The following is a 14,132-nucleotide window of genomic DNA, read 5'->3' as shown; positions in this document are numbered from 1 at the left end:
ACCAACGACATCAGTTCTGGCTCCGCCCTTCCCGGACACCGATTTCCACTCGCTTGCCCAGGTCGGGGTCGACGCTCTTCCAGTAGTCGAAGACCCGCAGCAGAACCGGTTCGCTGACGCCGCCGAGTGCGTGGCCGACGATGTTGTCGACCAGGCGGTCGCGTTCGTCGTCGCTCAGGACCTCACGGACGAGCGTGCCCGCCTGCGTGAAATCGCCGTCCTCGGCGTGCTCGACGTAGCCGGCTCGCACGGACTCGCCGTCGAACGCCCACTGTCCCTCGTCGCCCGCGAGCGATGCGTCGGCGTGCGGGCCGCCGTAGGAGTTCGGCGCGTACACGGGGGTCTCGGGCGAATTGGTGGCGTACCGCATCGCACCGTCCTGCGAGTACGAGTTCACCCGGTTCTTGGGCGCGTTGACCGGCAGCTGCGCGTAGTTGGCGCCGATGCGGTACCGGTGCGCGTCCGCGTAGGAGAAGACCCGTCCCAACAGCATCTTGTCGGGCGAGAAGCCGATTCCCGGAACGACATTCGACGGCTCGAACGAGGCCTGCTCGATCTGCGCGAAGAAGTTGTCGGGGTTCCGGTTGAGGGTCCACTTGCCGACCTCGATCAGCGGGTAGTCCTTCTGCGACCACACCTTGGTGAGGTCGAACGGGTTGAACCGGTAGCCCTCGGCCTCGTCGACGGGCATGACCTGGACCTTCAGCGTCCAGCTGGGGAACTCGCCGCGGGCGATCGTGTCGTACAGGTCGGCGCGGTGATGGTCGGGGTCGTTGCCTGCGAGGGTGTCGGCCTCGTCCTGGGTGAGGAACTCGATGCCCTGATCGGTCTTGAAGTGGTACTTGACCCAGAACCGCTCGCCTTCGGCGTTGACCCACTGGTACGTGTGCGAGCCGAAACCGTCCATGTGACGCCACGTCTTCGGGATTCCGCGGTCACCCATCAGCCAGGTCACCTGGTGAGCGGACTCGGGCCGCAGCGTCCAGAAGTCCCACTGCATGTTGTGGTCGCGCAGACCGGATCCCGGCAGTCGCTTCTGCGAGTGGATGAAGTCGGGGAACTTGATCGGGTCCTTGATGAAGAAGACGGGCGTGTTGTTGCCGACGAGGTCGTAGTTGCCGTCCTCGGTGTAGAACTTCACGGCGAATCCGCGCGGGTCACGCCAGGTGTCGGGGCTGCCCTGCTCGCCGGCGACGGTGGAGAAGCGCACCAGCGACTCGGTCCTCGCGCCGGGCTGGAACAGCTTTGCCTTCGTGTAGCGGCTCACGTCGTGGGTGACGACCAGTTCGCCGAACGCGCCGCCGCCCTTGGCATGGACGACGCGCTCCGGGACACGTTCCCGGTTGAACTGGGCGAGCTTCTCGATCAGGTAGTGGTCGTGCAGCAGGATGGGGCCCTGTGTGCCCGCTGTGAGGGATTCGTTGTCGCTGGCGACGGGAATTCCGAAGTTGTTGGTGGTGGCGCGCTGTGTTTCAGGCATGGCAAAGCCTCCAGGTTGCATCGGGTGAGGGTGAAGCAGTGGGGACGGACAGGGTCAGGACAGGGCTGCTGCCGACCCGGTTCCGCTCTGCGCGCCGGTCTGGCACTGCGAGCAGAGCCCCCAGAAGACGACCTCGGCCTCGTCGATCTCGAAACCGTGGGCCTGCGACGGGTCGAGGCACGGAGCCTCACCGACGGCGCAGTCCACGTCCACGACGGTCCCGCAACTGCGGCACACGAGGTGGTGGTGGTTGTCTCCGGTACGGGTTTCGAACCGTGCGGGGGATCCCGCGGGCTCGATACGTCTGAGCAGGCCGGCGGCGGTGCACGCCTTGAGGACGTCGTATACCGCCTGGGTGGAGACCGATCCCAGCTCTTCACGAACTACGGCCGCAATGTCGTCGACGTCGGAATGCGGCCGTACGGCAACCGCATTCAACACTGCAACACGTGGTGCAGTGACACGCAGGCCCACCTCGCGCAGCTGCGCTTTGGGATCCGTGTCGTGTCGCATGTGTTCCAGTATCGCGCCTTTTTGGAATTAGTCAAGAAAAGGATGCGTCGGAAATTCTTGACATGTCGGAAATCTCCGACATAAAGTCGCGGCGTGCCCGACGACGACATCTTCATCGCCCTCGCCAACCCCGTGCGACGGCGCCTGCTGGAAATCCTGATGGACGGCCCCCTCACCGCCGGGGACCTCGCCGGCCGGTTCGACCTCAGCCGGCCCGCGGTGGCAGAGCACCTGCAGGTCCTGCGCCGCGCCGGGCTCGTCCGCGACGAACCGTCCGGACGGCAACGGCACTACCACCTGACCGCCGAGCCGCTCGCCGACGTCGGCGACTGGCTGCACCCGTTCGAGCGGTTCTGGCGTGGCCGCTTGCGCACACTCGCCGAATTCCTCGAGGAGGACTCATGACCGACCGCACCACCACCACGATTTCCGTCGACCAGTTCATCGCCGCGCCACCCGCCAAGGTGTGGCGCGCCCTCACCGAGCCGGAACTGCTCGCCCGCTGGTGGGCCGCGGGCGACATCGCCGCCACGGTCGGGCATCGGTTCCACCTCGACATGCCCGGCTGGGGCGCCGTTCCCTGCGAGGTGGTCGAGGTCGAACCCGAGCGACGCTTCGTCTACACCTTCACCGAGAACTGGACGCTGGTCTGGCGCCTCGTTCCCGAGGGTGCGGGCACCCGCCTGTTCCTCGACCATTCCGGCTTCGACCTCGACGACAAGCGCAGCCGCGATGCTTTCGAGCGGATGGGTCCGGGTTGGCGCGACACCGTGCTGCCCCGTCTCGCCGGCGTGGTCGCGGACATCGGACCGCGACCCGCCTGATCCGGTCAGCGGAGTTGCGCGGGTCCGGTGGTCATCCGGCCGTCCGTGATCACGATGCCGTGGTGTGTGCCGGGCGTCAGCCAGTCACCGAGGGTGGGACCTTCGGCCGTCACGTCCACGCGGGCATACCGGAAATGGCCCCGAAGTCGCGCGGACGCCGTGACGAGGCCGTGGTCGCCGGGTTGAGCGAACCCCAGCGCGCCGGCGATCGGTAGTCGCGGGCCGCGTGGCCGAGTGCTCGTGGTGACACGCCACGCGTCGGACGACGCCTCGAAGTCGCCGTGCACGTCGCCGTCGAACTCGGCAGGCACCTTCGGCAGGCTCCAGTGCACCCGTCCGCCGTGCACGGAGGGTTCCGAATCCACGGCGATGAACGGGACCGCCATGCGGGGCAGGACGCCGATGCGACGACCGGGCGCGCGGAGCACCGGACTGGCGAGGATTTCCCGGTAGGGGCCGACCGGCGAGTCCAGGTAGTCGACCATCATCGCGAGGGTCAACGGCACGGTGGCGCCGTCGGGTCCGAGCGCGCGGGCGGCCGTGGTGCTGCGGTGCCACCACAGTGTCGCGCGCACCCCCGCCGGCCACGGGGGCGGCGAGCTCTCGGGCCAGTCGGTGCGCTGGGTGGTCGATTCAGGCACGCTCCACATCGACTGTCTCCCTTCGGGTGGCGACCGTCAGCGGGAGCCGCAGCGCACCCGGCGCGTCGGCGGGTACCACCGGATTCCGGGGCGGCGACGGTTCGATACGTACGTATGGCTTGCCCGGCTCGGGCCGGACATCGACCTCACCCTTGTTGGGCCACAACGCGAATGCACGCTCGGCCTGGGCGGTGATGGTGAGCGACGGGTTGACGCCGAGGTTCGCGCTCACCACGGAGCCGTCGGCCACGTGCAGACCGTCGTGTCCGTACGCCCGCAGGTAGGGGTCGACGACACCGGTGTCCGGCGAGTCCCCGATGGTGCAACCCCCGAGGAAATGCGCGGTCATCGGAATGTTCACGACGTCGGCGAACGAACCACCGGGGTCTCCCCCGATCCGTTCGGCCACCTTGCGGATGGCCGTGTGACCCTGCGGGATCCACTCGGGCGGCGGATCTCCGGGTCCGGGACGGCTGGTGACCGCGCGACCGAGGCGGCCCTTGCCCTTGGCCAGTTCGAGCGAATTGTCGTCGGTCTGCATCACGAGCGCGATCACGGTGCGTTCCGACCAGTGCCGCACCGACAGGCTGCGCACGAACGCCCCGGGGCGGCGCAACGCGACGCCGACCGTCTTCAGCAGCCGCGGCGTCCTGCCGCCGCCGTCGCTGAGGACGGTCTGCAACAGTCCGATCGCGTTGCTGCCCTTGCCGTACCGCACGGGCTCGATGTGGGTGTGATCGTCCGGGTGGAACGAGGACGTGATGGCCACGCCCTTCGTGAAGTCGGTGGCACGGTCCTTCGCCGTGGCCGCGAGCACCGCCTCCGAGTTGGTGCGCACCACCGATCCCAGCCTCGGCGACAACCGCGGCAGCGCACCGGATTCCTTCATCGCCAGCAGCAGCCGGGCGGTGCCGTACGTGCCTGCGGCGACGACCACCTGGTCGGCGGTGAACGTGTGCTCGCGCTTGCGGATGCCGTCGGTGCGGCGGGTCCGCAGCTCGTAGCCGCCACCCGATCGGGGGCGCAACTCCTTCACCGTCGTCAGCGGATGTATCCGGGCGCCCGCCTTCTCGGCGAGGTGGAGGTAATTCTTGACGAGCGTGTTCTTCGCGCCCACCCGGCAACCCGTCATGCAGCTGCCGCACTCGGTGCACCCCGTGCGCTCGGGTCCCTCGCCGCCGAAGAACGGATCGGCCACCCGCGATCCCGGTTCGCCGAAGAAGACGCCCACCGGTGTGGACGTGAACGTCTCACCGGCGCCCATCTCCTCGGCCACCTCACGCATGACGGCGTCGGCGGGGGTGAACGACGGATTGGTCGTCACGCCCAGCATCCGTTTCGCCTGCTCGTAATACGGGGCCAGCTCCGACTGCCAGTCGGTGATGTGCGCCCACTGCTTGTCCTCGAAGAAGCGGCGCGGCGGCTGGTAGAGGGTGTTCGCGTAGTTCAGCGACCCACCCCCGACCCCCGCCCCGGCCATGACCAGGACGTCGGGGAGAAGGTGGATCCGTTGCACGCCGTAGCAGCCCAGCCAGGGTGCCCACAGGTAGCGCCGCAGCCGCCAGCTCGTCTCGGGCAGCTCGTCGTCGGCGAAGCGTCTGCCCGCTTCGAGAACGCCGACCCGGTAGCCCTTCTCGGTCAGCCTGAGCGCCGCGACGCTACCACCGAAACCGGAGCCGACCACGATCACGTCGTAGTGCGTCACGCGACGGTCTCCTTCGCGGCCCTGCGTCGTGAGACGTAGTTCTCCTGATCGAAACGTTGCAGCTGGGAGCGGAACTTCCAGGTGAAGGTCGGCCACTGCACCGAGTTCCGACCCTCGGAGTCGTAGTACCAGCTCGAGCAGCCGCCCTTGTTCCACACGGTGGTCTGCAGTTCGGATTGGATGCGGGTGTTGTACCGGCGCTGCGCCTCCTCGGTGACCTCGAAGGCGGTGATCCCGCTGTCGTGCATCACGTTCAAGGCGTCGGCGATGTACGCGGACTGCGATTCGAGCATGTAGACGATCGAGCTGTGCCCGAGGTTGGTGTTGGGACCGTACATCAGGAACAGGTTGGGAAACCCGGCGACGGTGGTCCCCTTGTATGCACTCGGGCTGCCGTCCCAGTGCTCGGCGAGGGTGCGGCCGTTCGCGCCACGCAACGCATGCGCCACAGGCGGTTCCGTCGGCGTGAAACCCGTCGCGAAGATGATGGTGTCGACCTTGTGCTCGTTACCCACCGCGTCGACGACGCCGTCCGGTGTGACCCCGGCGAGTCCCGCGTCGACGAGCGTGACGTCGGGACGGTCGAGGGTCCGGAGCCAGTCGTTCGACAGCAGCATCCGCTTGCAGCCGATGGTGAAGTTCGGTGTGAGCTTCCGGCGCAGTTCGGGATCCCGCACCTGCCGGCGAAGATGCGCCTTGGCCACCATCTCGAATACCGGCAGCAGCCTGGTGGCGTGGGCGAGCACTCCGCCCAGCGCTTCACGGAAGCTGTACACGGACCCACGGACGGCCTTCTGCACCAACGGCAGTCGACGATAGAGGCTCTTCTCGGAGCCGGACAGTTCGCGGTCGAGGCGTGGGATCACCCAGGCGGGCGTGCGCTGGAACACGGTGAGATGCTCGGCTGCGGGCGCGATCTCCGGGACGAACTGCACCGCGGACGCACCAGTGCCGATCACCGCCACGCGCTCACCGGTGAGGTCGTGGTCGTGGTTCCACGTGGCCGAGTGGAACGTGGTGCCGCCGAACGTCTCCAACCCGGGCATGTCCGGGACGCTGGGAGTCGACAGCGCACCGGTCGCGGCCACCACGACGTCGGCCGTCAGCGTTCCGCGGCTCGTCCGAACAGTCCAGATGGCCTCGTCGTCGTCCCAGTGCGCTTCCTGCAGTTCACAATCGGTCACCACCCGGGACCGGACACCGGTGGCGGCCGCAACCTTCTTCAGATAACGGTGGATCTCGGGTTGGCGGGCGAACGTGTGACTCCAGTCGGCACTCGGCGCGAACGAGTACGAGTACAGCGACGTCGGGACGTCGCACGCACATCCCGGGTAGGTGTTGTCTCGCCACGTGCCGCCGACGTCGTCGCCGCGCTCGATGATCAGGACGTCGGCCTGCGGCTGCGTCTGCAGGATGCGCGCCGCCAGTCCCATGCCGGCGAAACCGGCCCCCACGATGAGGGTGTGTACGTGTTGCGGAAGATTCACGACTTCTCCACCTTCGATTCCCACACGGGCAACAGCCGCGCGCGTAGTGACTGTTCGGCCTCGGGGGTGCGGAACAATGCCGACACCGCCAGACCACGAACCAATTCGATAGTGAGCTCGATGGCGTCGGCGTCGAACCGATCGCCGAACACCGCCGCCGACCCGCGGCGCAGAGCGTCGTTGACCTTCCGCTCGAGCGGAACCGTCGCCTCGTACAGCGCCGGGTCGGTGCGGGCGGCCACCCACAGCTCGAGGGCCGCATAGAACAGCGGGCCGGAGAAGGCGTCGGCGAGCACTTCGACGCCGCGGCCGGCATCCACTTTGGTTGCGAGGATCTCCTCCAGCCGCTTGTCCACGAGATGTTCCACGGCGGCCACCACCAGCGACTCCTTGGTCGGGAAATGGTGCAGCTGCGCGCCCCGCGACACCCCCGCCCGCCGGGCGATGCCCTGCGTGGTGGTGCGGGCGTACCCGAGCTCGACCAGGGAGTCGACGGCCGCGTCGAGCAGCTTCGTGCGCATCGCCGCGGTCCGCTCGGCCTGCGTGCGGGTCGGTTTGACCAGTTCTGTGTCAGGTGTCACACCCTGCACTGTAGGCGGAAAAAAGAAAACAGTCCAGACTGCTTTTAAGTTTGCGCTGCGCGCCTGTGAGTACTTATTAACGTCCGGCGGTTAATAAGTACTCACGGGTCTAGGGCACGAGTCGGTACCGCAGCATCATGTCGTGGTCCTCGTGGTCGAGCATGTGGCAGTGCCACACGTAGCCCTGCAGGGGATGCGAGGTCTGCTCCATGTGGCTGTGTCCGCCTTCGGAGTGATTCATCGTGTGCGCCGACATCCCGAACGTGGCGTCCGGGTCGAAGCCGAGTTCGTCCGCGGTCGGGAACCGGACGATGATCCGGGTGATCGAGTTCGCGTCCGCGATCACCGTGTCCTTGAACCCCGACTCCCACACCTGCGGCGCCAGGTTCGGCCCGAGCACGAACGGGTCCGCCGACGGCGTCCACCGCATCCCGACCGCGGGCACCGGAACGGCCTGCATCAGGGCGTTCGTGTCGATCGCCTGCCGTCCGATCACCCGGAACGTCACCAGATGCAGGTGGATCGGATGCGGTTCGGGCGTGACGTTGACGATGTTCCACTGCTCGACGGTGCCCTGCCGGGGCATCTCGATGTCGTCGGTCGTATAGCGCAGGTTGTTCAGCGACATCAGCGGGGACGGCTGACCGGGGCCCTGCGCGAGCTGCATCACCGACACGTTGCGCACGACCGACGGCGGCGCGACGGGCGGGAGGACGGCGAGACCACGGCTTCCGCCCCGGAGCGTCTCCGGGACGCCACCGGTGAACCCGGCGGCGGTTCCGACCCGGAACCGGCAGAACCGCGGCATGATCTGCACCCCGCGCTGCGCGACCTGCGCGGGGATCGGCTCGTCGTTGCGCAGTTCCACGGTCGTGCCGGGCGCGAGGGTTCCGAAGTCGACGAGGAGGTCCACCCGCTCGCCGGGTCCGAGCCGGACGTGGTCGGTGGCGACCGGCGCGTCGAGCAGACCGCCCTCGGCGCCGATCACCCAGAACCTCATCCGGTTTTCGAAGAACAGATTCCACACGCTGAACGATGCGGCGTTCACCATCCGCAGGCGGTACAGGCCCCGCGCCACCGACATTTCCGGCCACACCTTGCCGTTCACCACCCCCACGTCACCGGGTGTGGCGGCCTCCCAGCTGCCCTGCGGGTTCAGCGGGTTCGAGCGGACACTCTGCCGTCCGTCGTCGGTGAAGTTCTTGTCCTGCAATATCAGCGGGAGTTCGAATTCGCCCGAGGGCAGACCGAGCGGGTTGCCGCTCCGACCGGTGTCGTACTCGTCGCGCAGCAGGTACATGCCTGCCAGCCCGGCGTAGATGTTGAGCCGGGTGACGCCCATCGCGTGGTCGTGATACCAGAGCGCGCAGGCTTCCTGCCGGTTCGGGAACTCGTGCACCATCCCCTGCCCGGGCCGCAGAGTGTCCTCGGGGTGCCCGTCGAACTCGGGGGGCGTCCGGCCGCCGTGCAGGTGCAGCGACGTCGGCACCTGGGTGCGGTCCTGCTCGCTCACTCCGTGGATCCGCGTGTCGACGTCGGCGGCGAGGGGGTTGCTCGCGATGTCGTTGCGGTAGGTCAGCGAGGTCAGCTCGCCGACGTGGGCTTCGATCGTCGGGCCGAGGTAGTCCATGCCGCCGTAGCCCAGGGCCGGCGACGCGGGCAGATCGGGGTGGAACACGTGCGTCGTGCTGCTGGCGTGCACCTCGACTGCGCTCCCACCCACCATCGGCAACGGCGGCAACTGTTCCCGGAACGGCTGGAGCGGCGGCGAGGAAAAGACGAACGGCCGCAGCGGATCGATCCCGAACGGGTAGGCACTCGCCGATCCCACCCCGACGGCCCCGAGCCCGGCTGTCAGCGCCAGTCCACGAACGAACGACCTACGCGGAATCCGTCGATCCATTCGGAGGAGCCCCCTGCACGGTGAGAACAGCATTGCGAATCGAGTAGCCGACGGTACCGCAACCGTTGCCCCTCTCACCGGGTTTACGGGGCGTCCCTTCGCGCAGCGACCACCGTCGTGCCAGTCTGACTCCATGACCGGTGCAGCTCCGAAGAACATGGAATGGATCCCCGGGGGCACCTTCTGGATGGGTTCGGAGGACTTCTACCCCGAGGAACGCCCCGTCCACCAGGTGACCGTCGACGGATTCTGGATGGACTCGCACCAGGTCACCGTGGCCGAGTTCCGGCGATTCGTGAAGGACACCGGCCACGTCACGACCGCCGAGATCGCCCCCGACCCCGCACAGTACCCGGGCGCTGATCCGGCTCTGCTCGTACCCGGTTCGCTCGTATTCACCCCCACACCGGGGCCCGTCCCGCTCGACGACTACACCCGCTGGTGGTCGTTCACACCGGGCGCGGATTGGCGCCACCCGGAGGGTCCGGGCAGCAACGTCGGCGGACGCGAACGCCATCCCGTCACGCACGTGTCGTGGTTCGACGCCCGCGCCTACGCGGAATGGGCGGGCAAGGATCTGCCGACCGAGGCCGAATGGGAGTTCGCCGCCCGCGGCGGGCTGGACCGGAAGCCGTTCGTGTGGGGAGAGGAACACGAACCGGGCGGCAGGCCCGCCGGCAACGTCTGGCAGGGACGGTTCCCGTGGGAGAACCTCCTCGAGGACGGCTTCGCCGGAACGTCGCCGGTCGGCCATTTCCGGCCCAACGGTTACGAACTCAGCGACATGGCCGGCAACGTGTGGGAATGGACCACCGACTACTTCACCACCGATCACTCCGCGAGCGGGAAGAACGTCGCGCCTGCCAGTTCCTGCTGCATTCCCACCAACCCGCGAGTCGAGACGGCGCGCGCGGAGAACCCGGACGAGCCCTACGCGCGCCGCGTGATCAAGGGCGGCTCGCATCTCTGCGCGCCCAACTACTGCCTGCGCTACCGACCCTCGGCCCGGCAGGGTGACACCGAGGAGACGTCGACGTGCCACATCGGGTTCCGGTGCATCATCCGCCCGTGACGGTCTTTCTCACCTCACGGGGATGAAGACGCGCCGCGTCCACTGCGGTTGAGTCGGTGGTGTGCGGTCCACCAAATTGTCTGTGGCGCTGGCCCGGGAAGCGCTGGCCGCGCGCACCGAAACGGCCAACGGCTGGTTGCAGGGCACACCTCCCGGCCGCACGGTTCGACGCGTCATCGACGGGCTGATCGAGATCGAGCTCGTCGACCGGTCGATGACGCTCGCCGCCAGGATCTTCACGTCGGTGCTGCCCGTGATGATTGCGGCATCGACGCTGAGCGGTTGGAACGTGACCGCACGCACCATCAAGACCCAGTTCGGCTTCGACCCCACGGAACTGACGACCACGCCCGGCACTGTGGACACCACCAACCCCTCCTTCGCCGCGTTCGGGGTCGTCGGTCTGCTGATGATCGCGATCAGCGGCACGTCCTTCGCGAGGGCCCTCGCCCGGATCTACGCCAAGATCTGGAACGTCCCGTCGATCACCCTCCGAGACGCCTGGCGGTGGCTCGTCGTCCTGTTCGCCGTTGCGCTGTCGGGGACGGCGATCGGCCTGGCCGGCGAGCTCACGAGCATCCGGTTGATCGGTCCACCTCTCGCAGTCGCCGGGGAGTTCGCGGTGTGGATGGCCGTGTGGACCCTCAGCCCGTACCTCCTGACGATGGGCACGCTCAAGGGCCGTGTGCTCTGGGCGACCGGCGCGCTGACCGCCGGCGCGCTCACCGCTCTCCACGTCGGCGGGCGTCTGCTCCTGCCCCGGATCACCGCCGCAGCGCAACACCAGTTCGGGCCGCTCGGCTTGGTGTTCACCGCGATCAGCTGGCTGTTCGTCCTGTCGGTCGTGATCGTGGGGTCCGCGGTGATCGTCAAGGCCATCGCGCTCGACGAGGGTTACGTCGGGCATTACCTGCGGGGACCGGACGCCGTCGCGTCAGAACAAGCCGCCGAATCCCTTACCGAGGACGACGGCGCCCATCACGAGTAGCAGCACGCTCATCACCGCGGCGTTGTTGGACTGGAGCCAGACCTTGAGGTTGTCGAGGGTTCCGCGCATCTTGTCGGCTGCGACGGCGTAGGCGATGACCGGGACGAGGACGGTCGATCCGGCCAGCACCGTGTACACGATCAGCGCCACGACCTGCTCGCCGCCGCTCACCGCGGCCGTGCCGATCCCGACGCCCGCGGACACGCAGAGCAGCAGGTTCTTGGGATTGATTGCCGCCAGCGCGAATCCGAGACCGGTGGATTTCACGAAGTTCAGGTCGTCGATGGCCTGCATCCACTTCGGTGGCTCCGCGTGGGCATTGCGGCTTCTCCATTGCCGTCCCGCGAGCAGGAGCAGCAGCACACCCAGAACCACCTTCACCCATGACGCCGTCGCCGACGGACCGTCGGAGTCGGACGTGTCGATGCTGCCGGCGAGGAACATGAAGATGCCCGTCGCAACAAGAATTCCCAGGATCCAGCCGACGCCGAAGCCTGCGCTCGCACCGCCCGCACGCTTCGACAGCAGCATCAGGATGACGGCGATGATCGGTATCGGCGAGATCGCGACACCCACGGCGAGCGGTAACAGTTCTCCGATGACTGAGCCCATGTCCGAACCGTAGGGTCGGGGCGCCGTCTCCGCCTCGCACGTGTCGGGTGAACCGCACGTGAGTGGCAAAGTGTGCTCGGGTACGCGTTGCCACTCACCTGGGGGACAGCACGCGCGCCGCGAACGCGAGGGACTCCGGCATGGAGGCCATCAGTGATTCGCGGTGGTTCTCGGCGGCGAGTTGCTGGTATTCGACGTTCACGCCGTGCTGCTGCATCTCGGCGAGCTGCGCCCATGTCAACGGAATCGGCACCGACGTGTCGGACAGACTGTGCACCACCCGCAGGGGGCGGTCGAACCCGTCGACGGGCACCTGCTGCATCTCCCGGAACAGCGCCCGGAACTGCTCGTTCCACAGGGGCGAGGCGAACAGGTCGCCGACCGAAGTGGGATGGGCGAGCAGGTACCGGCCGAGTTCCCGGCTGCAGGTCACCTTCGCCAGCTCCATCAATTCGATCCCCTTCGGCGACAGATACCGCCGGATGTCGACCTCGGGGCGCTGGTCGTCGATGCCGGCGAGGGTCAGCAACGCATAGTTCACGATTCCGGTTGTCGGCAGAGCCGGAATCGCGGGACCCGCGGCCGGGAAGAGCTGTTCGAGGTGCGTCGGCGCCGCCACGGCGACGGCACCCCGATAGTCGAGTGCGGGTGCCCGGGCGGCGGCCTCGCGGGCGGCGAAGTAGGTCGCGTGCCCGCCCTGCGACAGTCCCGTGACGATCCACCGGTCGCTGAGCACGTCGCCGTAGACGTCGTGGGCGGCCAGGACGATGTCGACGGCGTTCGCGGCGGCGGCAGGGCCGTCGAGGTAGGCGTTGACACCGGGCGTGCCGATTCCCGCGTAATCCGTTGCTGCGACGGCGTATCCGGCGGCGATCCACTGCTCGATCGCGGGCAGTTCGACGTAGTTGAACCCGGCGACGGACGGCGCGCACTGGTCGGCGACCCCGACCGTGCCGTGCGCGTAGGACACCACCGGCCAGCCGCCGACGGGGGGATCACCACGGGGAAGGAAGATCGATCCGGTCGACTCACCGGTCGCGGTCGCGGTGCGCAGCGTCGAGTAGCGGACCCGGATGCTGTCGCCTGCCTGACCGGGGACTGCGGCGGGTGGAAGTTCGTCCTGCGACAGCAGGATTCCCTGCTGCGCGGACGCCTCGCTCGCACCGGTGAGCAGCAACAGAACCGCCGCCACCGCAGCACCGACGACTCTCATCGGCCCAGTATCCACCCGCAACCGACACGTGAGTGGCAAAGCGTGCGGAAGCACACTTTGCCACTCACGTGGGGGGAGATCAGACCAGCAGTTCGGCGATCTGAATGGTGTTGAGGGCGGCACCCTTACGCAGGTTGTCGCCGGACACGAACAGTGCCAGACCGCGACCCTCGGGGACACCCGGATCCTGACGGATACGCCCGACCAGCGACGGGTCGCTGCCCGCGGCCTGGAGCGGGGTGGGGACGTCCACCAGCTGCACACCGGGAGCCTTCGACAGGAGCTCCTGCGCACGCTCCACCGACAGCGGACGCTCGAATTCGGCGTTGATCGACAGCGAGTGGCCCGTGATCACGGGGACGCGGACGCACGTGCCCGACACCAGCAGGTCGGGCAGGCCGAGGATCTTGCGGCTCTCGTTGCGGAGTTTCTGGTCCTCGTCCGTCTCACCGCTGCCGTCGTCGACGATCGAACCGGCCAGCGGCAGAACGTTGAACGCGATCGGTGCGACGTACTTGTTCGGGGCCGGGAAGTCGACGGCGCTGCCGTCGTGCACCAGCTTCTCCGCGTCGTCGATGACGGCGCGGGCCTGGCCCACCAGCTCCTCGACACCGGCGATTCCACTGCCCGACACGGCCTGGTAGCTCGACACGATGAGACGCTGCAGACCGGCCTCGTCGTGCAGAACCTTCAGCACCGGCATCGCGGCCATCGTGGTGCAGTTGGGGTTGGCGATGATGCCCTTCGGCGGGTTCTTCGCCTGCTCCGGGTTGACCTCGCTGACGACCAGCGGGACGTCGGGGTCCTTGCGGAACGCCGACGAGTTGTCGACGACCGTGGCACCTGCCGCGGCGAACCGCGGGGCCTGCTCACGAGAGAGGGTCGCACCGGCCGAGAACAGGGCGATGTCGATGCCCTTCAGGTCCTCGTCGGACGTCGCGGACGCGTCCTCGACGACGATCTCCTCGCCGCGAAACGGCAGCTTCTTGCCCGCCGACCGCGCGGAAGCGAAGAACCGTACCTTGTCCGCGGGGAAGTTCCGTTCCTCGAGGAGGGTGCGCATGACGATGCCGACCTGTCCGGTGGCACCGACGACAGCGATGGTGGTCATGA

General features: G+C 67.8%; 14 protein-coding genes. 4 read left to right on the top strand and 10 right to left on the bottom strand.

Annotated elements, in window-relative coordinates:
* Window positions 1-10: 10 nt before the first annotated feature.
* A complete protein-coding gene (locus tag AC1D1G_RS14280) occupies window positions 11-1,480 on the bottom strand; it encodes a catalase (protein WP_477952585.1) in 1,470 nt (489 codons plus the stop codon).
* A gap of 54 nt (window positions 1,481-1,534) precedes the next feature.
* Entirely contained in the window at window positions 1,535-1,993 is a 459-nt protein-coding gene (locus AC1D1G_RS14275) for a Fur family transcriptional regulator (protein WP_005256074.1), read from the bottom strand.
* A gap of 93 nt (window positions 1,994-2,086) precedes the next feature.
* Here AC1D1G_RS14275 and AC1D1G_RS14270 point away from each other — a divergent pair, with 93 nt between their 5' ends.
* The gene (locus tag AC1D1G_RS14270; protein WP_317570818.1) at window positions 2,087-2,398 is read left to right on the top strand and encodes an ArsR/SmtB family transcription factor; all 312 of its coding nucleotides are present in this window, start codon (window positions 2,087-2,089) and stop codon (window positions 2,396-2,398) included.
* On the top strand, window positions 2,395-2,817 hold the full coding sequence (locus tag AC1D1G_RS14265) for an SRPBCC family protein (RefSeq protein WP_280782918.1): 423 nt from the start codon (window positions 2,395-2,397) through the stop codon (window positions 2,815-2,817). Before AC1D1G_RS14270 ends, AC1D1G_RS14265 begins: the two co-directional genes overlap by 4 nt.
* Window positions 2,818-2,822: 5 nt before the next feature.
* On the opposite strand, the gene AC1D1G_RS14260 is transcribed toward AC1D1G_RS14265, so the two are convergent.
* From AC1D1G_RS14260 to AC1D1G_RS14240, 5 genes are all read right to left on the bottom strand, one after another.
* Window positions 2,823-3,467, bottom strand: a complete 645-nt coding sequence (locus AC1D1G_RS14260; protein ID WP_280782919.1) for a hypothetical protein — start codon at window positions 3,465-3,467, stop codon at window positions 2,823-2,825.
* The gene (locus tag AC1D1G_RS14255; protein WP_477952583.1) at window positions 3,451-5,163 is read right to left on the bottom strand and encodes an FAD-dependent oxidoreductase; all 1,713 of its coding nucleotides are present in this window, start codon (window positions 5,161-5,163) and stop codon (window positions 3,451-3,453) included. The genes AC1D1G_RS14260 and AC1D1G_RS14255 overlap by 17 nt, the downstream gene beginning before the upstream one ends.
* On the bottom strand, window positions 5,160-6,650 hold the full coding sequence (locus AC1D1G_RS14250; protein ID WP_477952582.1) for a flavin-containing monooxygenase: 1,491 nt from the start codon (window positions 6,648-6,650) through the stop codon (window positions 5,160-5,162). The genes AC1D1G_RS14255 and AC1D1G_RS14250 overlap by 4 nt, the downstream gene beginning before the upstream one ends.
* Window positions 6,647-7,240: a TetR/AcrR family transcriptional regulator gene (locus AC1D1G_RS14245; RefSeq protein ID WP_477952581.1), complete on the bottom strand. Its 594-nt coding sequence runs from the start codon at window positions 7,238-7,240 to the stop codon at window positions 6,647-6,649. The genes AC1D1G_RS14250 and AC1D1G_RS14245 overlap by 4 nt, the downstream gene beginning before the upstream one ends.
* 100 nt (window positions 7,241-7,340) lie before the next feature.
* Complete coding sequence (locus tag AC1D1G_RS14240) at window positions 7,341-9,167, bottom strand: multicopper oxidase family protein (protein WP_477952580.1); 1,827 nt, start codon at window positions 9,165-9,167, stop codon at window positions 7,341-7,343.
* A gap of 100 nt (window positions 9,168-9,267) precedes the next feature.
* Between AC1D1G_RS14240 and AC1D1G_RS14235 the strand changes: the two genes are divergently transcribed.
* Both AC1D1G_RS14235 and AC1D1G_RS14230 read left to right on the top strand, forming a co-directional pair.
* Window positions 9,268-10,206 carry a formylglycine-generating enzyme family protein gene (locus AC1D1G_RS14235; RefSeq protein ID WP_477952578.1) on the top strand — a complete coding sequence of 313 codons (939 nt, stop codon included), beginning with the start codon at window positions 9,268-9,270 and terminating at the stop codon, window positions 10,204-10,206.
* A 61-nt stretch (window positions 10,207-10,267) separates the two neighbouring features.
* Window positions 10,268-11,194, top strand: a complete 927-nt coding sequence (locus AC1D1G_RS14230; RefSeq protein ID WP_283354187.1) for a hypothetical protein — start codon at window positions 10,268-10,270, stop codon at window positions 11,192-11,194.
* On the opposite strand, the gene AC1D1G_RS14225 is transcribed toward AC1D1G_RS14230, so the two are convergent.
* From AC1D1G_RS14225 to AC1D1G_RS14215, 3 genes are all read right to left on the bottom strand, one after another.
* The gene (locus AC1D1G_RS14225; RefSeq protein WP_283332816.1) at window positions 11,141-11,806 is read right to left on the bottom strand and encodes a GAP family protein; all 666 of its coding nucleotides are present in this window, start codon (window positions 11,804-11,806) and stop codon (window positions 11,141-11,143) included. The two genes, AC1D1G_RS14230 and AC1D1G_RS14225, sit on opposite strands and share 54 nt — an antisense overlap.
* A gap of 94 nt (window positions 11,807-11,900) precedes the next feature.
* Window positions 11,901-13,019, bottom strand: coding sequence for an alpha/beta hydrolase family protein (locus AC1D1G_RS14220; protein ID WP_283354186.1), 1,119 nt, complete (start codon window positions 13,017-13,019; stop codon window positions 11,901-11,903).
* A 79-nt stretch (window positions 13,020-13,098) separates the two neighbouring features.
* Window positions 13,099-14,130, bottom strand: coding sequence for an aspartate-semialdehyde dehydrogenase (locus AC1D1G_RS14215; RefSeq protein WP_011596739.1), 1,032 nt, complete (start codon window positions 14,128-14,130; stop codon window positions 13,099-13,101).
* Between the last annotated feature and the right edge of the window lie 2 nt (window positions 14,131-14,132).

The sequence above is a fragment of the Rhodococcus sp. P3_B8 genome (assembly GCF_056402775.1).
Note: the sequence above shows the minus strand (reverse complement) of the source record. Positions and strands in the feature narration are given on the sequence as shown.